Below are 21,970 nucleotides of genomic sequence, written 5' to 3'. Positions count from 1 at the left end.
CGGTCGACGCAACTAGTGTCGTACCGTGCACACCTCCCGATCACGCGTCGCCGGGCTCGGTGTCTACCTCCCGGAGACGACACGTTCGACCGCGCAGACCGAGGCGGACCTGCGGCGCCACAACCCCACGCTGAAGCTCGCGACCGGCATGATCGGGCGCATCACCGGCGTCAAGTCCGTGCACCTCCGACCTCACGGCTGGCAGACCTCGGATCTCGCTGCCGCCGCCGCGCGAAAGGCGCTCGCCGACTCGCCGGGGCCGATCGACCTTCTCCTCTTCGCGAGTGCAAGCCAGGACCTGATCGAACCGGCGACCAGCCACATCGTCGCGGCGAAACTGGGCCTCGACTGCCCGGTCATGGACATCAAGAACGCCTGCAACAGCGTGCTCAATGCGATGCAGGTGGCGGATGCCCTCATCACCAGCGGTCAGTACGAACGGGTGCTCATCGCGAGCGGCGAACAGCCCTCGCACGCGGTGCGCTGGCGGCTGGACAGCAAGGAGCAGTTCCTGCGCTCCTTCCCCGGCTACACGATGAGCGACGGGGGAGCGGCGGTGATCCTAGAGCGAAGCGGCGATCGCTCAGGCATCCTCGGATCCACCTTCGTGGCCGTCTCGAGCCACTGGGAGATCGGCACTCTCGGCACGGGGGGATCGATGGACCCGCACGCCGAGAACGGTAGCCACTTCGACATGGATGGCCCCGCCCTGCAGCAGGCCTTCCTCGAGCTCGGGCCGGACGCCGTGCTCGCAACCCTTCAGAAGCTCGAGCTCGACTGGAGTGACTTCGACCTCGTGGCGATCCACCAGGTGGCGCTGCCCTACCTCCCACCGATCTTCGAGCGCCTCGGGGTCGCCGACGACAAGACGATCATCACGATCGAGGATCACGGCAACCTCGCCTCCGTCACCCTTCCACTGCAACTGCTTCTCGCACGGGATGCCGGGCGAATCAGGCGGGGAAGCCTCGTCGCCCTGATCGGGTTGGCCGGCGGCATCAGCCTCGGCGTGATGGTGATCCGTCTGTGACTGGCACGGTCACCCCGCCACGGCTCGCCGTCGTCGTGCCGGTCTACAACGAGTCGGGATGGATCCGGCCGACGCTCGCCGCGCTCGCCGCCCAGCACGACCAGGACTTCGACGTCGTCTTCGTCGACAACGGCTCCACCGACGATTCGGAGGCCATCATCCTCGATTTCGTGACGGATCGCCCGCGCTGGCGCGTTATCCACGAAGATCAGAAGGGCACCGGGGCAGCCGCCGACACGGGGATGCGCGCCGCCATCGCCGCCGGGGCCGGAATCCTGGCCCGCACCGACTCCGATTGCCTGCCCCGCCCCGACTGGACGGCGAGTATGCGCCGAGCGCTCACCACCGATGGACTCCAGCTGGTGGGCGGCGAGCTCGTGCCGCGCACCGACGAGGGTCTCTCATGGCTCACCCGCGCCGGTCTTCGCGGTGCCGTGCATCTCGCGGAGGCCTTCGGTCGGGTGCGGCGCGAGAATCGATCGCCCGACTACCTCGGCCCCTACATGATGGCCGCGGGCTGCAATGTCGGCATCACCTCCGAGCTCTATCTCGCGAGCGGTGGATTCCCGCGCACCCGCATCGAAGACCTGCACGAGGATCGCGCGCTGGTGAACGCGGTGCGCCGGATCACCCCGCGCTACGCCCGCCGAGCGGACATCGTAGTCTTCGGATCGAGCCGCCGGGTGAGCGCCTGGGGCCTGAAGAACACCCTGCTCTGGTACAAGGACCACCAGTATCGGCCCGAGCACGTGGACATAAGATGACACTCTCACCGGCCCCGAACCGGCTCGCGGCGCGCTGGGAGGAACGGGTGATGCGGGCCGCGCATCCGCTCGCCTATCCCGCGTTGCGGGCGGTCCGCGCACCGGTGGTGAGAGTGCCGGGACTCGGCGTGCTCGTGCGGGATGCCGCGCTTCTTCGGTCCACCCTTCTCAACACGTCGAGCTTCACCAAGACCGGCCCGGGTTCCCCGGCCGACCTCTGGACCGACGTGCTCGGCCCGAGCGTGCTGCTCAACATGGAGGGGGCTGACCACCAGGCGCTTCGCCGCAAGCTCGCCCCGATCTTCGCACCCTCGTTTGTCGAGCCGATGGTGGAGGGGAGCCTCGGCGGGCCTGCTGCGCAGTTCGCCCGACGGCTGTCGAAAGGGGAGCCGGTGGACCTCGTCGAGGAGGTGCGGCGCTATTCGAGCATCGCGATCAGCCGCCTGGTGGGGCTCGACTCCGCCGAGCTGACCGCCGACCTGTTCCGCAAGGTCTCGGCGATTACGTCGATGGTGCGTCTCACCCGGACCAAGCTCACGCCGGCCGAGGTCGCGAAGGCGCGGGCGGTGATGGGCGAGCTGGGCTCGCACGCCGAGCGCGCCTACCGGGCGGGTGACGAGCAGACCGTCCCCGGACGGATGCGCGCGCTCGGGCTCACCGAATCCGAGGCGATGGGGGCCGTGGGAGCCTTCGTCCTCACTGGCACAGAGACCCTCGTCTCGTACATTCCCCGTCTGGTATGCCTGCTGATCGACAGCGGCTGGTTGCCTCTCGTCGCAGCGGATCGCGCCCTGATCGAACCGGCCATCGCGGAGGGCCTGAGGGTGACCACGCCGTCGCCGGTGATGCTGCGCTCGGTGGTGTCGGCGGACTCGATCGGCCCGATTGCGGTGCGTGCCGGGGATCGCGTGATCCTCGCGACCTTCGCAGCCAATCGGGCGCTCGGTCGCTTCGACCCTGGCGCCAATTCCGCCGGGACCCTCCGTCAGCTGTGGTTCGGAGCCGGGTCGCACTTCTGTCTTGGCGCACCCCTCGCGATGGCGCAGATCCGGCTCGTGGTCGACGCTCTCCTCGATGCCGCCCCGCTCGGCGATCTGCGGGTCGAGTCGCGACGGGCCGCGCGCGGGGTGCTAATCCCGGGCTATTCGAGGGTGGTGATCGGGCGGTGAGCGTCGATCTCCTCGACGCCCTGCTCGACTCCTGCCGCGAGCATCCGGATGCCCCCGCCCTCAGCCAGGGGCGGCGCACGCTCACCTACCGCGACCTCGATCGCCGCATCGACTCGGTCGTCGACTCCCTCGAGTCGGCAGGATTCCGGGCCGGCGATCGTGTGCTCTTCTCGGTGCGGCCGGGGCTCGACGGCATCTGTCTCGCCCTCGGGATCATCGCCGCAGGCGGCACCGTCGTGTTCGCCGACCCGGGGGCCGGGGAGGCGATGTTCCGCGCGCGCGCCGCTCTCGCGGCCCCGCGCTGGGTCGCCGCAGAGGCGCTGCTCTACTTTGCGTCCTCCGGCGTGCTGAAACCTCTCGCGCGGCGCCGCGGACTCGAGTTGCCGCCCTATTCGGTCGTGGTTCCGGATGCCCGGCACATCGTCGCCGGCTGCTGGCTGCCTGGCGTGCCGCGGGGAGCGCTGCGGGTGCGAAGGCTGCTCAGCGGCGGTCTCGACACGGGCGCTGGGCGCCCTACTCGACCAGCAGAGTGTGCCGGTCGAGTAGCGAGCGCTAGCGAGCGTGTCGAGACCCTTTCGCCCGGTCTCGACACGGGCGCGGAGCGCCCTACTCGACCAGCAGAGAGCGCCAGCGAGCGTGTCGAGACCCGCTCGCCCGGTCTCGACACGGGCGCGGAGCGGCCTACTCGGCCGGCAGGGGCGTCACCCTCCGAAGCGCTCATCATCTTCACCAGCGGCACCACCGCTCATCCCAAAGCCGTCGTGCACTCGCGCACCTCGCTCGGCACCGGACTCGCCGGGTTCGCGGCCCACGTGCGCTTCGCACCGGGAGACCGCCTGCTCACCGACCAGCTGATGATCGGCATCCCGGCGCTCATCGCCGGTGCGCACTGGCGGCTGCCCGCGGTGGGCACGGACCCTGGCGCCAAGCCGGCGCACTACCTCGAGGTACTGCCGGGTACCGACGCGCTCTTCATGGTGCCAGCCGCCCTGTCTGCCCTGCTGACGCTGCTCGAACAGCATCCGGAGAAGACACCGCAACTCACCACGCTTCTCATCGGGGGCGCTCCGGTGCTCCGGCCACTGCTGGAGCGGGTGAAGCTTCGCTGGCCTCTGGTGCGGGTCTGCGCGATCTACGGAATGACGGAGATCCTCCCTGTGGCGATCGCCGACGGCGACGACAAGCTCGCTTTCGAGGGACCGGGGGATTACGTCGGAACGGTTCTGCCCGCCATCCGGGCCCGGGTCGAGACGAATGCCGCGGGCGATGGAGAGCTCGTGCTGGCGGGGGAGGGCCTGGCGCTCGGGTACCTCGCCGACCTGCCCGCGCATCCGCTCGTGTCCCTGCACACGGGGGATCTCGCCGAACTGCGCGGCGACTCGCTGGTGCTTCACGGACGAAGCAAGGACATGTTCATCCGCGGATCGACCAACGTCTATCCCGGGCTGTATGAACCGGTGATCGCGGGCATCGCCGGGGTCGCGGAGGTGGCGATGGTCGGCGTGCCCGACGGAATCGGCGACGATCGGCTCGTGCTGGTGATCGTGCCGCAGTCGCGGGCCGCCGCACCGGGCGCCCCTCACGGCTTCGGCGTGCGCCATCCACTGGTCGACACGGTGCGGGCGGCACTTCCCGGGCTGGTGGACGCCGCGGTGCTGCCCGACCTGCTGCTCGTCGCCGCCGACCTGCCACGATCCGGTCGTGGGAGCAAACTCGATCGGGCCGCGCTCGCCGCCGCGGTCTCCGACCACCTTGAGTCAGGACGCTGACATGAAGATCGCGGTCACCGGTGCGAGCGGGTTCATCGGCGGAGTCATCGCCTCGGCGCTGGCGATGCCGGAGTTCGGGCACGAGGTGATCGGCTATGGCCGCACCCCGGGCGGCTGGTCGTATCGCAGTCACGTCGCCAACGCCAGCCACTATCGGATCTGGGACGTCGCCCGCGGCCGGCTCTCCTCCGAGACGAGGGTGGACGCTGTGGTGCACTGTGCCGCCCTCGCCGACGACTGGGCGCCGCTCGCCGAGGCGATGCGGGTGAACCGCGACGGAACCCGGAATGTCGTGCGCAGCTTTTCCGGCGCGCGAATCGTGCACCTCTCCACTTCGAGCGTCTACGACGCCTTCCGCCCGACGGTGAATGCGGAGGAATCCACCGGACCGGCCTCGCGGTTCCTCAGCTCGTATTCGCAGTCGAAGGCGGCGGCGGAAGCGGAGTTGATCGGCACCGACGCCGTGATCCTGCGCCCGCACGCGGTGTACGGCCCCGGGGACTCGACGCTGCTGCCGCGGCTGCTTGCGGGCATCCGTCGCGGGCGGCTCAGCCTGCCGGAGGGTGCGGCCGTGCAGCACACCCTCACCCACATCGACAACCTCGTGGCAGCGGTGGTCCTGGCACTCGACACCGATGCGCCCGCGGGGGTCTACAACGTGGGGGATGACGCGCCCGTGCTCCTGAGCGCGGTCGTCGCGGAGCTGCTCGTGAAGAAGGGGCGGTCGGATGTCACGCTGCACCGAATCCCGTATGGCACCGCCTTCGCGCTCGCCTCCGCCGTCGAGCTCGCGCATCGCGTCACCCGCCGGGGCCGCCCGGGGGTCACCCGCTACGCGGTGAGCCAGCTCGGGCTCGAGCGCACACTCGACCTCACCGCGGCACGGACGCTGTTGGGGTATCGCCCGCGGCCGACCAGCCTCGAGGGCGCAGAGCGCTGGTAGCGCTGGTCGCGATACGGGCGCTGCGCGCCCTAGCCGACCGCCGGCCGACCGACTTTTTGCACCACCAGCGAACGGTAGGCCGGGATCAGCACCCGCCGGCCGTACTCGCGCGACACCACCCGGAACGGCGTGCTATCGCCAACGAGCAGGTCCACCATCGCGGTGAGCTCGGCGCGGGCCAGTGGTCCGCCGAGGCACAGGTGACGTCCGGCGCCGAACCACAGCTGGCGGTTCTGCGGAATGTACGCGCGGTCGATGCGGTACTCCCCGGCGAGATTGTTGGCGGTCCAGGTGAGCACCACGATGCGCTCCCCCGCCCTGAGGGTATGGCGCCCGATCTCGAGGTCGGCGAGCACCGAACGGCCGATGATCGGGGCAGGGGACGTCACCCGCAGCGCCTCGCGAACGGCTCCCTCGGTGAACTCCGGGCGTTCGATCAGCCGGTGTTGCTCCCCGGTGTCGAAGAGCAGGGCAGCGGTGCGGGCCATCGCCGATGCCGCGGTCTCAGTGCCCGCGACCATCAGAAGGGTCGAGAGCCCCTTGGTCTCACGGATGGAGAGCCCGAGGTCACGGCACCGCCCGATCACCGTCGCGGAAGAGGCAGTGGCGAAGGACGCGTCGATGTGCCCGGTGAGCTTCTCGACGATCTCCCGCGCCTTCTCGACCTTCTCCGGGGGGAGCACCGTGTCGGAGGTGGTGCCGAGGGCGATCGCGGCGAGCTCCTCCCCGGTAGCGAAGATCGAGCGGAAGGTGTCGTCCGAAGCATCCGGCACGTCCATCCCGAGCAGGGTGACCACCATCTGGCCGACGAGGATGCGGCTGAGATCGGCCACGTCGAGCGGCTCGCCCGCCTCGAACGAAGCGCTCGCACGGGTCATCCGTTCTCCCCAGGCGGTCGCCACGAACGCGACACTCGTCTTCTCGGTGAACAACTCGCGGCTGCGGGTGCGGAGGTCGTAATGGCCGGCGCCGTCGAAGAGGTCGTAAACCCAGTCGCCGAGGATCTGTGCCCAGAGGTGTCCGACGCCTCCCTCGCTCAGCAGGGTGAAGTGCTCCGGATCGTTGAGCACCGCCCGCGCGGTGAGCGGATCGGCGGTGATCCAGCCGAGCCTCGGAACCTTCAACAGCGGTTTGGCGAAGGTGCCGACCCAGTTGAGCCAGGGCAGTGCGGGACGTGCGGCCACCAGCAGGCGGTGCTCGTGGGCGGTGGCACCCTGCCCTCGGCCGTCCCGCCAGGGCGCGAGCCGGCGTTCGCGAACGGGGGCGGTGAGGTCTTCGGCAACGGGCACCCGCCCAACGTATCCGCTGTCGCGAGGTCGATCGCTAGTCTTGGAGCCATGGGGGACACGAACCGGGCCTACGACCGCTTCCTCGGCAACGGCACGAACTCCGATCGGCTGCAGTTCTTCAGCGACGCGGTGTTCGCCATCGCGATGACTCTTCTCGTGATCGACATCACCGTGCCGACGATCGCCAACGGGCCATCGGTGACCCAGGCGCAACTGGATCCGAAAGTGTGGAATGCCCTCGGCGCCGAGTTCTCGCAGTTCCTCGCCTACGCGCTCAGCTTCGCCGTGATCGCGAGCAACTGGGCCACCCACCACCGCAAGTTCGCGCTGATCCGCCGGTTCGACGGCCGCCTGATGTCGCTGAACCTCCTTCTTCTCTTCTTCATCGCCTTCCTGCCCTTCCCCACCAGCCTGATCAGCGAGTACGGAAGCTCGATGCCGGCGGTGATCCTCTATGCGGGCAACGTGGCCATCCTCAGCCTTCTTCAGTTCAGCCTGTGGTCGTACGCCCACCGCCACCACTTCCTCGACGAGCGGGTGGACCTCGGAATGTACCGTTACGTCCGGCGCAATCTGCTTCCGGTGCCGACAGTATTCCTGCTCTCGATCCCGGTCGGGATCGCGTTCGGGGCCGTCTGGTCGCTCTATTCGTGGATTCTGCTCGTGCCGATAAATATCATCGTCGGCCGCTACGAGCCACGACGGAGGGGAAAAAAGCGGCTTCCACTTTGAGAAGTTCAGCCTGCTGAAAATTCAGCGCCTGTTGTTCACCTCTGCGCAGGTTGCTGGCAACGTCCTTGAGGGCAGGCGTTCAAGCACCAAATATTGAATCCTCTCGTGCCCACCCAGGGTGCTTACCCGAGCACGAAGGAATCCGAACCATGACGGTCGGTTCTCGCATAGTTTTTATGCGCTTTGCAACAGCGCGGAGCCCGAAACTCCAGCTGTGGATCGACCACTTCGATCGCGTCGTCGGCCATGAAGCCGACCGCCCCGCCCTGCCAGTCGAAGCCGCCGACGCAGGTGCGTACGTGTGGCATCTGATGTCCCCCAACAATCGAATGTTGGCTCGCGGGGCTAACGTCCACGGCGCCTTGCAGGAAGCGATAGAAGACACCGCGCGCCTCCAATCCCTGTCTCAAGAGATGCAGTTCAAGCTGGTGTTCGACAAGCTTCGGGGTCTCTACGGGTGGTACGCGTCGGTCGATGGGGGCGTTGCTCTCACCTGTGCGAGATGGTATTCGACTGAGCGAGATCGTCGATCTTCGATGGAACTCGTCGTGATGTCACTGTCCGTGGCGGTCCTTCGGCCCGGCACCCGACTTGTGCCGTCGGAAATCGGCAGCCCGGTTTGGTGAGCGATCCAATGACGCGGTCGGGGGATCAGCATCGGTCTTCAAGGCCTATGCCTGCTCGATCAATCGCACTATCGCGCTGCAGGTCCACCCTAGGCGACTCAGATACGAAGGGCCGGTCGCGTCGGGGTCCGCTGCCGTACCCCCAGTAATCCGCCTCACTGTGTCCGATGCCGTCCTAGCGATCCCTGGTGCAGGCTTCGTGCCCGCCGGATGCCACCTGGCAGCCCCGAACGGGCACGCTACACCGTCACGCGAAGCAGCCAGGGGACTCCGGCGTTTGACGGTCGGCTCGGCAGTTTTCATCGAGGTCGCGGAGCCGGAAACGACAACTCCGACCACGAACCCGACGCCGACAACGCCGGTCAACACTTCGCCGTCAGCGAGGTCCGCGAGCCAAGACCGAGGAGCCCCCATGATGATCGGGGGATATGGAGAGTTGCGGCTCATACGTCGTCCAGCCGCTCTTCACATAAGGGACTCGTTCCGTTCACCTTCGGCCTCGATGATCGGGCGAGCAGCAACCCGAATAGCTGCGTCGAGCCTGAAGGAGGGCGCCGATGAGCAAGACAGACGCCGCTCTCGGGCGCAGATCACTCGTCTCCGCCCCGTCCCGGTCCGACTCCGCATTCAAGGCTGTCACGTTCACAGCGGGAGTCACCACCGTCGGCATCATGCTCGCGGTCGGGCTCTTCCTCTCTCTCCGTGCGGCGGATGCTCTCAAGGTCTCGGGATTCTCGTTCCTCGTCGTGCAGCAGTGGTCACCCGAGACTCGGGTGTTCGGCATCGCGGCGATCCTGTTCGGAACCGTCACCATCGCAATCATCGCGATGTGCGTCGCCGTGCCCCTCGCTCTCGGCACGGCCCTCCTGATTTCCGAAGTGGTCGGGGGGCAACTCAAGTCATTCCTGGTATCGATGGTCGACCTGATGGCGGCTGTTCCCAGCGTGGTCTATGGACTCTGGGGCCTGTTCTTCCTTCAAGCCAACGTGATTCCGGTCTCCCAGTGGATCTCCACCTATTTCGCGTGGATACCGATCTTCCGGGTCTCGGATGCCACGGGTCATCCACTGTCGGAGGCCAGCGCCTTCACCTCCTCCGCCTTCATCGCGGGAATCGTCGTCGGCTTGATGGTCGTGCCCACACAGACCTCCGTTATGCGTGAAGCGTTCTCGCAAGCGCCTATCGGAGAGCGCGAAGGTGCTCTCGCGCTCGGATCCACCCGCTGGGGAATGATCCGAACGGTGGTGATCCCGTTCGGAAAGGGCGGGATCATCGGCGGCACCATGCTCGGTCTCGGGCGCGCCCTGGGCGAGACGATTGCCGTCTACATGATCATTTCGCCGATTTTCACTATCAATTGGCAGCTACTGAAGACCGGCACCAACTCGGTATCCGCCCTCATCGCGCTCCGATATGGCGAAGCGAGCGATTTCGGGCTCTCTGCCCTCATGGCCGCCGGGCTCGTGCTCTTCATCATCACCCTCATCGTCAACTTCACCGCATCCTCGATCGTGGCTCGGTCGCGGTCGGGCGCAGAGACAGGCTGATCGTGTCAACAGTCTTCGAAGACCGCACCACCCGTGTCGATCCCGTCGACGCCCAGGACGACTTCGAACCACTCGCGGAACCGGGGCTGCGCGATGCAGGGTCAACACTGACGAGCATCCCCACTACGGAGGGAATCGCCGTCGGCGCACGGCGTTCTCTTCGCAAAGCCACGCTCGATGAGAAGTTCAACCTCATCGGTGCCGCACTCGCCGCTGTCGCGCTCACCACCCTGTTGTTCGGCTGGTTCACCCCTCTGACCGGCGGTATCGGGTGGGTGGTGGTGGCGTTCCTTTCCTTCCTGGGCTTCTACATCCTGTTGGTCGCCCTTCGGTCCGATCGACAGGAAGTGAAAGACCGCGTGATGACTGCGCTGCTGGTCAGCGCGGGAGTGATTCTCTTCGGTTCTCTCATCTTCGTCGTCGCGTACGCTCTGATCCGTGGCCGCGAGGCACTGCCCCACCTCAACTTCTTCACACAAACGATGGAGTTGGCCGGACCGCTTGACCCGTTATCGGCGGGCGGAATCCTTCACGCGATCGTCGGATCGCTCATTCAGATCGGCATAGCGTTATCGATCACGGTGCCGCTCGGGATCACAACAGCTGTATTTCTCAACGAGATCGGCGGGCGTTTCGCTAGGTTTGTGCGAACGATCGCAGATGCAATGACGGCTCTCCCGTCTATCGTTGCCGGGTTGTTCGTTTATGCCGCGATAATCCAGCTGATAACGCATCAGCGTTCGGGATTCGCAGCCGCAATGGCCATCACTGTGATGATGCTGCCCATCGTCATTCGCGCTTCGGATGTGGTGCTGCGGCTGGTCCCCGGAAACCTTCGTGAGGCGTCTTATGCCCTCGGATCGACTCGCTGGAGCACGGTGTGGCACGTCGTTCTCCCGACGGCCCGCTCCGGGCTCGTAACTGCGGTCATCCTGGGCACGGCACGCGGAATCGGCGAGACCTCACCGGTGCTGCTGACGTCGGGGATCACGTCCGTGATGAACCTCAATCCTTTCTCCGGTCCGATGATCTCGCTTCCGCTGCAGGTGTTCGACTTCGTCAAGTCACCGGAGCCGAACATGGTTGCTCGCGGATTCGGTACCGCAGCCGTCCTGCTCTTGCTGGTGCTGGCGCTGTTCACCGTTGCCCGGATCTTCGGCGGCCGCGGGCCGGGGCAACTCACGAACGCGCAGCGTAGACGGGTGGCGGCGGCTTCGGCGGAAGACTTGGCGCGCATGACGGCAGAGCCAACGCTCCTCGCGCCCCGAAATCCTTCTGGCGGAGTTCTTTTTGCCGACATGGCGACCGCGCCATCTCACAGCCCGATCGCAGTCTCTTCCGGCGAGTCGAACAAATCCCCCAAGACACCCACTTCGAACCCCGAGGAGACGTCTCCGTGACGCCGCGAACCCGACTCATCCGTTTCATTGCGATTTTGTTTGCCGCGACCGTCTTTGCCGGATCCGCCGCAGCCGCATCTCCCCAGTCCGCCCTCGCCGCGACCTACGTTCCGATCAGCGGTACTGGGTCGACCTGGTCTCAGAACGCTCTCGACCAGTGGCGCAAGAACGTTGCGGCCAACTATGGAATGACAGTGAACTATTCGGGAACCGGATCATCCGCTGGGCGACGCGACTTCATTGCCGGCACCGTCGACTTCGCCGTCAGCGAGATCCCTTTCCAGAGTTCACCCGAAGACGGGTCTGCGCCAGAAAAGCCGCCTCGCGGCTTCGCGTATATGCCCATCGTCGCGGGAGGTACGTCCTTCATGTACAACCTCAAGATCGGCGGAAAGCGCGTTTCGAATCTGAGGCTCGGCGGGGAAACGATCACCAAGATCTTCACCGGAAAGATCACTAACTGGAACGATGCCCAGATCCAGGCCGACAACCCGGGCCTGGCCATGCCCAACAAGCCGATCGTGCCGGTCGTTCGCTCAGACGGGTCTGGTTCGACTGCGCAGTTCACCCTCTGGATGTCCAAGCAGTTCCCGGCGCTCTGGAGTGCCTTTTCGGGACGGTCTGGGCTCACTTCGCAGTACCCGATGAAGGGAAACGCGAAGGCCCAGAGCGGATCCCTCGGCGTGGCTGGCTACGTCAGCCAGGCCTATGGAGAGGGTGCAATTACCTACGTCGAGTATTCTTACGCGCTCAAGTCGGGTTTTCCGGTTGCGAAGGTCCTCAACTCGTCCGGCTACTACGTGGAGCCCACGGCACCGTCGGTTGCGGTGGCGCTGTTGAAAGCAGGGATCAACACGACCCCGTCCTCTCCCGATTACCTGACCCAGATCCTCGATGGGGTGTACAACAACGCTGACAAGCGAACCTACCCGCTGTCGAGCTATTCCTACATGATCGTGCCGACAGAGGTCGGGGGAATCTTCACCACGGCCAAGGGCGGGACGTTAGGCGCCTTCGGGAGCTACATGCTGTGCGAAGGCCAGCAGCAGGCCGCCGCCCTGGGATACTCGCCGCTTCCCATGAACCTCGTGCTTGCAGGCTTCGACCAGATCAAGCGAATACCCGGAGCAGGATCGGCCAATGTCGATCCGAACTCCTGCAACAACCCGACCTTCAAGAAGGGTGACTCTCCCGCAAACAATCAGCTCGCGGTGACTGCACCGCAGCCGGCGGACTGTGACAAACTGGGCCCCAACCAGTGCACCAACGGAACCGCCGGTGCCGCCGCGATCTCGACTGCTGTGACGGGCACCGGGAAGGGTGGCACTGCGGCGGGAGCGACCGCAAGCGCGGGAGCGGGCTCTTCGGTAACGCCGGGTGCCGTCTCGACAGCGCCGGATGTCCCTGCCTACGATGCGAACGGTGCGTTGGTGAGCGGTTCGGCAGGCGGGGGGTCGGCGGCCGTCTCGACGCCGTTTACGCTCGCAAGCTCCACATTCGGCGGGGAGCAAATGCTGATGCTCGGGGCGGGGGCACTGCTGGTCCTGGCCATCGTCTTGCCTCCGTTGCTCTCCCGGCGGCTCCGCCGGTCTTTGCCGGAGCGGGACTGACGTGCCGCCCGCGCCGATCCGCCATTTTCGCCCCAGAGCACTAGCGGTAGGGGGTCGGCGATAGCGGCCTCTGGCCAGCAATTCCGGCACCACCCGCCTCGCTGAAGACCCGGCTTTCACCCGTTGTGAGAAGGCCGCCTTCGGCGCGCGTCGGACGCCTCGAAACCCATGCCCCAGCGCGATGCGCAATGGGGAACGGTAGTACCCGATCTGTTCATCATCCCGAAACCAGCCACCCATAATTTCGACCCGTGCCCAGTACCCGCTGGGAATCATCTTGGAGTACGCAGTGCAAATCCCCTCGCGATCCCGGCCGCGAAGTGCCTGGTTGACCTCGGTCACCACCGGCGCTCTTGTCGCAATCATCTTCGGAGCCGCCTCCACAGCCATCGGCTTCTCGCGCGAGTCGGCGAACGCCAGTGACTCCTCGGCTGCGACCGTCTCGACTCCTGCAAGCGACACGACCTCGCCGGCGCCGAACCTCCGGGTGACAGTCTCGCAAACCAAGAACCTGATCTCCCAAGGCATCGTCGTGAGTTGGAGCGGGGGCAAGAAGTCGACAGTGCCGTCGAGCCAGACGGGAGGCGAGAACTTCCTCCAGATCATGCAGTGCGGTGGCGACGACCCAGCGAATCCCGGACAGCCGGACCGGACTACCTGCCAATATGGGGCATTTCTCACCCCGGGGACGACGCGGGACAGTTTCCGCGCGTCGGCTGATGTTGTGTCGCCCGAAGATCGGCAATACACCTCGATTGGGTCCGGATTCTTCGACCCGACCTACACCTCGATCCCATTCACATCAGCGACCGTCGGTGACAACGGGAAGCACGAAGTCGTTGCATCGGTCGTCGGCAACAAGAAGATCGATTCGGTCGATGTGAATACGAACCAGTTCTTCACCGCGAACACCTCGAACGAAGTGAATTGGGCCGGCTCGAGCGCAAAGGGAACCGGGTCGACGAAATTCGAGATTCAGACTGCCCAGCAGTCGCCGGGTCTCGGATGCGGCAGTCCGATCACCGCGACGGACGGGACCGTCACCGGTTCGTCATGCTGGCTCGTAGTGATCCCTCGTGGTACCTCCGACGGGGGCGCCACGAACATCACCCAATCCGGTCTCTTCTACGACTCTTGGAAGCACCGTCTTGCCGTCAAGCTCGATTTCAGGCCGATCGGACTTCACTGCGCTGTGGGCGCCGCCGAGCGCCAGCTGGCGGGGAGCGAGCTCATCGCGGGAGCTGTCGCGTCCTGGCAGCCGACGCTATGCAACGCCGGCGGTGGGTCGATCTACTCGATCCTCACCGGAAACGAATCGGATGCGGCAGCAAGCGCGAACGGCTCGGTCGTGGCGCCGATGGCGCTGACCTCGCTGCCGCTGTCGGTCACTCCCGAGCAGTCCGACACCCTCGCCTATGCTCCCGTCGCGATCAGCGGATTGGCTATCGGATTCGCGGTGGATCGTGAGCCGAGTGTTGCTGGATCTGCGACCCCGGACCAGTTACAGCAGGCGCGCCTCCCGTTCGCGGAGATGAAACTGACTCCGCGACTACTTGCGAAGTTGCTGACCAGCTCGTACATCGACTCTCTTCCGTACGGTGCCGATCGATCCAAACTCAACTATGTGAGCGCAAGCGAGCCCGGGCACAATCCGCGAAACATCGTCCTCGACCCCGAGTTCCTCGCCGTAAACCCCGACTGGGCAACCCAGTCCCTCGTGAGTCCTTCGCTCTCCGATCTACTCGTGCCGCAAGGTCGGTCTGATGCGGCTACGACCCTGTGGAAGTACATCCTGTCCGACCCCGAGGCCACGGCCTGGCTGGCAGGAGCACCGGACAAGTGGGGGATGGTCGTGAACCCCTGGAGTTCGACGAACGCCACGAAGAACCCGTCCACCGTGGGGGTCGAGCTGCCAAGATCCGACTTTCCCAAAGCGGACCCGGTCGAACAGCCAGCGGCAGGAACTGTTGCCGCGATCAATTCGGTCACCTGGCGACCGTATGTGAGCGACCTCGATACGAGCGCGTACCTCACCCTCCGCGGCGACGGGCAGGTGCTTGGGGGGTGGGATCCCACATCAACCCCGCCCAAATACACAAAGTCCATCCGGAGCCTTCCGGGAGTGCAGCGTGTCCTCGGTCTCACCGATACGGCCTCGGCAGCCAAGTACCAGGTCGTCACGGCATCTCTTCTCAATCCTGCAGGCGCCTTTGTCGCGCCGTCCTCCGCCTCTCTCTCGGCGGGCGCAGCCGCGATGACAGCCTCTTCCAGCTCGTCGAGTGTCTACGGTTTCGACCCGACCTCGACCGCAGCAAAAGGCGCGCTCACGGCCTATCCGCTGACGATGCCGATCTATGCCGCGGTCAGCCCGGCCATGGCGGACAGCGCGCTGCGACGCAGTTATGCCGACTTCATCCGGTATGCGGTCGGTGCTGGGCAGGTGGCCGGAGACCAACTCGGACAGCTCCCCGAGGGATACGCGCCGCTACCCAGTGGATGGCGCGACCAAGCTCTTGCCGCTGCCAATTCGATCCAGTCGGGCGTGCCGGACTCGCCGGTGGCCGACGCCGCGGGTTCGACCTCTGGCGACGGTTCATCTGTCGGTGGTTCGACGACCGGATCGCAGGCGGAGAGTCCCGCCGTGGCCGCTGCGTCCGCGACCAACCCGGGCGCTACCGGCAACGCCATCGTGGGCTTGGCGGGGTCGGCGACGCCGAAAGATCCCCAGCTCGATGCTCTCGGTGCCGCGATTCCGGGAAGCCTCTTCGCCGGGCTTCTCAGCGCACTCCTCGTTCCAGTAATCACCCGGATCCGGCGACGCCTGTGATCCCCAAAATCTTGGACCCTGCCCGGTATATCTCGACGGACCGGTGCCAAGTCGACGCCATCGCACTTGCGATGACTCGATACCTCCCTCATAAAAAAAGGAACGAATCCAAGTGAAGATGAAGAAGGCTGTCGCTATCAGCACGGTCATCGGTGTGGCCCTCGCGGGTCTTGCATTCGCAAACTCGGCGTCCGCCGAGCCGGTCTCAAACAGCTATGTACTGGTCGGTTCTGACACGCTTCAGGACTCGGCAAACGCTCTGATCAACGGCACCTCAGTCGGTGGAGCCGCTCTGCGCGTCACCAGCGGGGGCACCACCATCGGCTCATTCGATGCCTTCGGATCGGCCGCAATCCAGACGAAGCCGAGTGGCACGTTCTTCGGCCGCCCAGCCGGATCTGGTGCAGGAGTCAACGCGCTTCGCGCCTCGGTCACCGGAAACGCTTACGCTCCTGGCGGCACCAACTCCACCCCGGCTAAGGTCATCACCGGCCAGGTGGACATCGCCCGCTCCTCCAGTGGCCCCGGCGGCAACGCCAACGCTGCCGGCCTCCTCACCTACATCCCCTACGCTCGCGACGCAGTGGCGTACGCCTATAAGGGTGGCACCGCAGCCTGGGCCACTCTAACGGCGGCGCAGCTCAAGGCGGTTTACGACGGAACCAGCACGACCATCGACGGTGTGGCTGTGCGGCCTCGCCTTCCCCAGACCGGTTCGGGAACGCGCAACTTCTTCCTCCCGGCGATCGGCTACGCGGCAGGCACCACCGTCGCACCCGGTGTCAGTGACGTGGGAAACGCCACCGCGGAGAACGACGCCACGGTTCTCGCCGCCGGCGACATCATCCCCTTCTCGGTGGCGAGCTGGGTTGCGCAGTCCAACGGCGTGACTGGTGTGAACACGATCGGAACCACCGGCGTGCTGCTCGGTAGCCCGCTCGGTTCCGGCACGCCTCCGTTCACTGGCACCGGATCCGCTCTCGTGCCGAACAAGACGTACTACGACGACACCTCGTTCGGTCGCGACACCTACCTGGTCGTCGAGTTCGCACGAGTCAACTCTGCCGACCCGAAGTTCGACGCGAATCTGGCAAACCTGCTCGACCCGACCGTCGCCCAGAGTCTGACCAACTTCGGCACCTTCGCCAGCACTTCCGGTGCGGCCAAGAAGAAGTTCGGCTTCCTCGCTCCCTCCACGACGACGCCCCAGCGCGCTTTCGCGGCCCTTTAATCCACTCATTTCATTCTCCTAACCCCTAGAAAGGCAATGAAAATGTTCAAAATCAACAAGGCAACCTACGTGGTCCTCGCCGGCGCGATCGCCGCGTCGATCGTGGGCGCGTCCGTTACGTCCGCGCAGGCTGCACCGGTCCCCACCGGTTCGGTCGGGCCCGTCTACTTCCTCGACGCCAACAATGGACAGCGGGTCGCGGCCGGTACGCACGCCTGGGACTCCCAGTACGTCGCGTCTCCGAATGTGAACGGCTCAACTGGGGACGTCACGTCGCCGAATGAGGTCTTCGTCGGCCCGTCCGACGCCGAGTCCGCCGTGGTCTTCTTGGCACCGATCGGCAGCGAGGGCAACAAGTCCCTGTGGAAGGCGAGCCACCTGGACGGCTTCCAGCCCGGAACGAAGAACGTCTGGCTTCCGCGTATCGACCCGAGCAGCCTGACCGACGGCACACCCGCTGCGGTCAAGGCCGCAGGCGGTGACTACAGCATCGGAATCGCGTTCCTCAAGAACAACGGTGTCACCCTGATCAGCCCGACGACGACCGAGTCCTTCGCCACCATCCACATCACGGCTGGCACCGGCGCGTACACGTTCGATGTGCCGGATGGCCCGGTCGTCGTTACCCCGCCGAGTGGCTCGTTCGACCAGAACCTGTCCGTCACCACTACGGCGGCAGTCGATGGAGCGCTCAACCTGATCTCGCCGGCGAACGCGACCACCACCTTTGGTGCGGCCGTTCTCGACCCGATCACGAAGCTGTCGACCTCGACGGCTACGCTCGGCAACTTCTCGGTTCAGGACGACCGTGTTGTGTCACACCCTGGCTGGACCCTCACCAGCACCGTCGCTAACTTCGTCAGCGGCACCAACACCATCGACAAGAAGCAGCTCGGTATCACTCCGAAGGTTGTGACGGCGAACGGCACGGGCGCGACCGCCGGTTCTGCCCAGGTTGCCGGATCTGCCGTCTACCCGGCCGCCTTTGCGTCGGCAGACGCCAGCCCGACAGTCGGCACCACCGTGCTCGGCGCCGACCTGAAGTTCGTTGCTCCGGCAACGGCGCCGGCCGGCACCTACACCTCGAAGCTCACGATCACGCTGGCCTCGAAGTAGGAGCACTTTACTGAGGGGGAGGGATCGCAGAAGCTGCGATTCCTCCCTCTTGGTCTGCCCGAACCGCCAACTGCTACCACGCTGTTAAGTTGGCGTTCACTCCCGACAGATGTTCCCGCCAACTGAACTTGGATAGTAGTACTGTGCACCTTTACCCGAAATTTGCCCGGACGCACGTCCGACTAATCGCGCTGCTTCTCGCCTCTCTTTTTCTGGCGACTGGCTTCTCCGGCTCGGCCGCGAATGCTGAGGACACGAACGGTATCTCCGGAGCTCCGGCCAATGAAACGGGCGCTGACGGACGGTCGAGATTCAGCTACCAGATCTCTCCTGGACAGCAACTCCAGGACGGATACCTCGTGCGGAATACGGGCACGACCTCACAGACCATGACGGTCTTCGCAACCGACGCCTTCAACACCCCTGACGGCGGGTACGGACTGCTCGATACCGACGCGAAGGCTGAGGATTCTGGCGCCTGGGTGACTTTCGCCGGTGGAGCGAAGGCTCTTTCCTTGCCGATCGCGGCGGGAGCCAGCCAGCTGGTCCCGTTCACCCTCACCGTGCCGGCGGATGCTTCGCCGGGGGACCATGCGGCAGGGTTGGTCATCTCGGTCCTCTCGCCGAGCGGCCAGGTCCTCGTCGATCGGCGAGTTGCCACTCGCCTGTACGTCAGAGTTCCGGGTGCTTTACAGGCCACCCTTACTGTGGGGAACATCGCCGCCAAGTACGCCGGCCAGCTGAATCCCTTCACCGGCACGACCTCTCTCGTATTCACGGTGAAGAACAACGGGAACGTCGCGCTGGCGGCCAACGCCGTCGTCGGTGTTAACACGTACTTCGGCATCGGAGCGTCGTCCATCCGACGCGCGTCGATCGGCGAGCTGTTGCCGGGTGCCAGCCGCGTGATCACGATGAGTGTGCCCGGAGTGGGTCAACTCGGCTATCTGAATCCCTACATTCATCTCCTTCCCACAGTTGAGAAGGACGCGCTGGATCCCGGCCCGCTCCGCGAGATCGATCGGGACACCGTTCTGTTCGTTCCGCCGTGGTGGCTGATCATTCTGTTGGTGATCGCCGCGGCAGTCTGGCCTTTCCTGGTCATCCGACGCAAGAGAAACGATAAGAATGCCGCGGCGTGGATCGAGCAGATGGAAGCGGAAGCAAAGCGCAAGTACGGAGACGAATCCGAGCTTGTCGGCGCTAACTCGATAGCGATCTCCGATTCTCCGGAACCGCCCTCGTCACATGCGAAATAGATCCGGGCCCAGCAGCTGGCGACGCACGACGGCACTCACCGCTGCCCTGGCAGTGACTCTCGTGCTCGGCGGGATCTCTGCCGCGGGTATCGCCTCGGCTGACGACATCGATGGCGGGTCCGGGCTCACGGTCACGGTCGGTCCCACTGACCAGAACGGAGGCGACTCTGCCCTGGGCAACACTGGATCGGGTTCGAACGGTGGCACGGGTGCTGGCTCAGGAGTCAGCGGGGGAGTCGGCGCTGGAAACCCCGGCCCGACGCCGTCGTTGACTCCCTCCTCGACCCCGAAGCCCGGGGACCTCGATCTGGGGGGTGTGTTGTACCTGAGCGGAGTTACTTCAGAGTACGTCTGGTCTATCAACCCCGCTCACAGCGCGGTGCTGCTCCATCTCACCTTGCGTAACGTGTCGAAGACGACATTCAGTTCCTCGGCCCGATTCTGGATCGACACGACGCTCGGCAACACAGTCTCTGACGTGAAGGGTGTGCGCATCGATCGGTTGCGCCCGAACGAGACGCGCATCGTCACCGTCCTGATGGATGGCCTCGGCCAATGGACAGTGCTCCACGCACATGCCACGGTCACCCCGCCGAAGTCCGTGGATGGAGTCACGCTCCAACCTGTCACCCGAGACTCTTACATCTTCGTTCCTCCCCTTCTCGCGGGCAGCGTCGGGCTGTTGGGCCTCGGTCTCTTGGTTTTAGGAAGACTCGTGTGGGCTCTGCGGCTCGCCCCCCTGACCAAGGGCATCGCGTGACTGTGACGAAGGAGATGTCTTCGGTGCTTGTCTCACAGGAATCCAAGCCGCCCAAGATTGGACGGCTCCCCAAGCCGCCGAATCGCCCCCGCCGGCCACCCACTCCGCCAAAGAAAAAAATGGTTCTGTCTCACGGCGAAATAGTCGTTCGCGGCATGTTGACGGTCGTCTCGGCCTTGCTGATTGCGTTCGTGCTTAATGTCGCTGTCTTCAGCCAGGTGCAGCACCTGGTTTCTCAGCAACAGCTGTCAAATGCCTACCGTGAGCAGTTGGCGGCGGGCACCGCTCCGGTGAGCGAGGGCGACTTCGACAATCATCTGCTCGTGGATGGATCGCCGGTCGGCATCCTGTCGATTCCGTCGATTGGCGTGCACGAGGTCATTTCTGAGGGCACCTCGGCTGATGTGCTCAAGAACGGGCCCGGGCACCGACGCGATTCTGTGCTTCCGGGACAGGCTGGCATCAGCGTATTGATGGGGCGAGCGTCCGCGTACGGCGGTCCGTTTGCGCGCGTTCAGGAGCTCGCTCCCGGTGATGAGTTCCACGTCCGCACCGGGCAAGGAAATCTTCTGTTCAGGGTTGTCGGGGTTCGGTACGCGGGCGACCCGACCCTCAAGTCGCCGACCTCGAGTCAGAGTCGCCTGACTCTCGTGACCGCTCGCGGCCCTGCCTACATTCCCACCGGAATCGCCTATGTGGACGCCCAGTTGGCGACGGTCGCCAAGCCTGCCGGTGTGCGCCAGACCACTTTCCTGGGACTGCCCGTCCAAGACCGGCCGATGGCATCGGATACCTCCACGATCTGGGCTCTCGTGTTCGCGCTCCAGTTCCTCGTGCTCGTCGAGATAGCAGCGGTTTGGGCGTATCGCAAGATCGGCGCCCAGAAGACGTGGGTCGTCTTCCTTCCCCTGTCGGTTCTCGCGGTGTTGTTCACGGCCAATCAAGTCACCATTCTTCTCCCCAACCTGCTATAAATCAAGGATTATTCATGTCTACGACGAATGACGCCACGCAGGTCTTGCCCGTAACGCGGCGAGCGAGAAATCCCTTAGCAAAGCGAGAAAGCGGCGCACCGGCTGCGCCGGACTTTTCGAGCGCCTCCGCATCCGTCCCCGAGCCACTGGCCTCACTCGAGGCGCGAAACATCTCCGCGTGGTTCGGCGATCACCAGGTGCTGGATCGGGTCTCACTCACGATGCCGGCCGGGGTTATCACCTCACTCATCGGGCCCTCCGGATGTGGCAAGTCCACGTTTCTGCGGATTCTGAACCGGATGCACGAGCTCGTGCCATCGGCCAGCCTCGCGGGCGAAGTTCTGATCGACGGCCAGGACATCTACGACTCCGACCGAAAGCTGGTCGACGCGCGCAAGAGCATCGGGATGGTCTTCCAGAAGCCGAACCCGTTCCCCGCGATGTCCATTTATGACAATGTGCTTGCGGGGCTGAAGCTGACGGGCACGCGGGCCGATCGTGACCGGCGGGACTACCTCGTGGAAAGCTGCCTGATCAAAGCCGGACTGTGGAAAGAGGTCAAGGACCGCCTTCGCGCGCCGGGTGGTGGTCTTTCCGGCGGGCAACAGCAACGGCTCTGCATCGCTCGCTCGCTCGCCGTGACTCCCCGGATCCTCCTGATGGACGAGCCCTGCTCGGCTCTCGACCCCACTTCGACCCGAGTGATCGAGGAGACGATGCTGGAACTCGTCAACGACGTCACCATCGTGATCGTCACTCACAACATGCAGCAGGCCCAGCGAGTTTCGTCGCAGTGCGCCTTCTTCCTCGCCTCGCAGGGCACCCCCGGAGGAATCGTCGAACACGGTGACACAGCGGCGATGTTCTCCGAGCCGATCGACTCGCGAACCTTCGACTACGTCAACGGGCGATTCGGATAGCCGG

General features: G+C 65.2%; 18 protein-coding genes. 17 read left to right on the top strand and 1 reads right to left on the bottom strand.

Features of this window, described 5'->3' with window-relative positions:
* Positions 1-25: 25 nt before the first annotated feature.
* The 5 genes from ACVXZ4_RS14665 to ACVXZ4_RS14645 are packed head-to-tail and all read left to right on the top strand — an operon-like array spanning position 26 to position 5,675.
* Positions 26-1,030, top strand: coding sequence for a 3-oxoacyl-ACP synthase III family protein (locus ACVXZ4_RS14665; RefSeq protein ID WP_461795554.1), 1,005 nt, complete (start codon positions 26-28; stop codon positions 1,028-1,030).
* The gene (locus ACVXZ4_RS14660; protein ID WP_461795553.1) at positions 1,027-1,794 is read left to right on the top strand and encodes a glycosyltransferase family 2 protein; all 768 of its coding nucleotides are present in this window, start codon (positions 1,027-1,029) and stop codon (positions 1,792-1,794) included. The genes ACVXZ4_RS14665 and ACVXZ4_RS14660 overlap by 4 nt, the downstream gene beginning before the upstream one ends.
* The gene (locus ACVXZ4_RS14655; protein WP_461795552.1) at positions 1,791-2,963 is read left to right on the top strand and encodes a cytochrome P450; all 1,173 of its coding nucleotides are present in this window, start codon (positions 1,791-1,793) and stop codon (positions 2,961-2,963) included. The genes ACVXZ4_RS14660 and ACVXZ4_RS14655 overlap by 4 nt, the downstream gene beginning before the upstream one ends.
* Positions 2,960-4,732: a class I adenylate-forming enzyme family protein gene (locus ACVXZ4_RS14650; protein ID WP_461795551.1), complete on the top strand. Its 1,773-nt coding sequence runs from the start codon at positions 2,960-2,962 to the stop codon at positions 4,730-4,732. Before ACVXZ4_RS14655 ends, ACVXZ4_RS14650 begins: the two co-directional genes overlap by 4 nt.
* Before the next feature lies 1 nt (position 4,733).
* On the top strand, positions 4,734-5,675 hold the full coding sequence (locus tag ACVXZ4_RS14645; RefSeq protein ID WP_461795550.1) for an NAD-dependent epimerase/dehydratase family protein: 942 nt from the start codon (positions 4,734-4,736) through the stop codon (positions 5,673-5,675).
* 29 nt (positions 5,676-5,704) lie between these two features.
* On the opposite strand, the gene ACVXZ4_RS14640 is transcribed toward ACVXZ4_RS14645, so the two are convergent.
* On the bottom strand, positions 5,705-6,964 hold the full coding sequence (locus tag ACVXZ4_RS14640) for a cytochrome P450 (protein ID WP_461795549.1): 1,260 nt from the start codon (positions 6,962-6,964) through the stop codon (positions 5,705-5,707).
* 48 nt (positions 6,965-7,012) lie between these two features.
* Between ACVXZ4_RS14640 and ACVXZ4_RS14635 the strand changes: the two genes are divergently transcribed.
* From ACVXZ4_RS14635 to ACVXZ4_RS14580, 12 genes are all read left to right on the top strand, one after another.
* The gene (locus tag ACVXZ4_RS14635) at positions 7,013-7,696 is read left to right on the top strand and encodes a TMEM175 family protein (RefSeq protein WP_461795548.1); all 684 of its coding nucleotides are present in this window, start codon (positions 7,013-7,015) and stop codon (positions 7,694-7,696) included.
* 149 nt (positions 7,697-7,845) lie between these two features.
* The gene (locus tag ACVXZ4_RS14630; protein ID WP_461795547.1) at positions 7,846-8,322 is read left to right on the top strand and encodes a hypothetical protein; all 477 of its coding nucleotides are present in this window, start codon (positions 7,846-7,848) and stop codon (positions 8,320-8,322) included.
* A 557-nt stretch (positions 8,323-8,879) separates the two neighbouring features.
* On the top strand, positions 8,880-9,869 hold the full coding sequence (pstC, locus tag ACVXZ4_RS14625) for a phosphate ABC transporter permease subunit PstC (protein ID WP_461795546.1): 990 nt from the start codon (positions 8,880-8,882) through the stop codon (positions 9,867-9,869).
* 2 nt (positions 9,870-9,871) lie between these two features.
* Positions 9,872-11,269 (top strand): phosphate ABC transporter permease PstA, encoded by a 1,398-nt coding sequence (gene pstA / locus ACVXZ4_RS14620; RefSeq protein ID WP_461795545.1) that lies wholly within the window; start codon positions 9,872-9,874, stop codon positions 11,267-11,269.
* Positions 11,266-12,879: a phosphate ABC transporter substrate-binding protein PstS gene (pstS, locus tag ACVXZ4_RS14615; protein WP_461795544.1), complete on the top strand. Its 1,614-nt coding sequence runs from the start codon at positions 11,266-11,268 to the stop codon at positions 12,877-12,879. Before pstA ends, pstS begins: the two co-directional genes overlap by 4 nt.
* Before the next feature lie 328 nt (positions 12,880-13,207).
* Positions 13,208-15,706, top strand: coding sequence for a hypothetical protein (locus ACVXZ4_RS14610; RefSeq protein WP_461795543.1), 2,499 nt, complete (start codon positions 13,208-13,210; stop codon positions 15,704-15,706).
* Between the two features lie 112 nt (positions 15,707-15,818).
* A complete protein-coding gene (locus ACVXZ4_RS14605; protein ID WP_461795542.1) occupies positions 15,819-16,937 on the top strand; it encodes a hypothetical protein in 1,119 nt (372 codons plus the stop codon).
* 42 nt (positions 16,938-16,979) lie between these two features.
* Positions 16,980-18,053 carry a hypothetical protein gene (locus tag ACVXZ4_RS14600; protein WP_461795541.1) on the top strand — a complete coding sequence of 358 codons (1,074 nt, stop codon included), beginning with the start codon at positions 16,980-16,982 and terminating at the stop codon, positions 18,051-18,053.
* 143 nt (positions 18,054-18,196) lie between these two features.
* Positions 18,197-19,312, top strand: coding sequence for a hypothetical protein (locus ACVXZ4_RS14595; protein WP_461795540.1), 1,116 nt, complete (start codon positions 18,197-18,199; stop codon positions 19,310-19,312).
* The gene (locus ACVXZ4_RS14590; protein ID WP_461795539.1) at positions 19,302-20,072 is read left to right on the top strand and encodes a hypothetical protein; all 771 of its coding nucleotides are present in this window, start codon (positions 19,302-19,304) and stop codon (positions 20,070-20,072) included. Before ACVXZ4_RS14595 ends, ACVXZ4_RS14590 begins: the two co-directional genes overlap by 11 nt.
* Entirely contained in the window at positions 20,069-21,046 is a 978-nt protein-coding gene (locus ACVXZ4_RS14585; protein WP_461795538.1) for a sortase, read from the top strand. Before ACVXZ4_RS14590 ends, ACVXZ4_RS14585 begins: the two co-directional genes overlap by 4 nt.
* A gap of 14 nt (positions 21,047-21,060) precedes the next feature.
* Positions 21,061-21,966 carry a phosphate ABC transporter ATP-binding protein gene (locus ACVXZ4_RS14580; RefSeq protein ID WP_461795537.1) on the top strand — a complete coding sequence of 302 codons (906 nt, stop codon included), beginning with the start codon at positions 21,061-21,063 and terminating at the stop codon, positions 21,964-21,966.
* Positions 21,967-21,970: the final 4 nt, after the last annotated feature.

The organism is Lacisediminihabitans sp. FW035 (assembly GCF_054880895.1).
The sequence above is the reverse complement of the archived record's forward strand: the minus strand, read 5'-3'. Positions and strand labels throughout refer to the sequence as shown.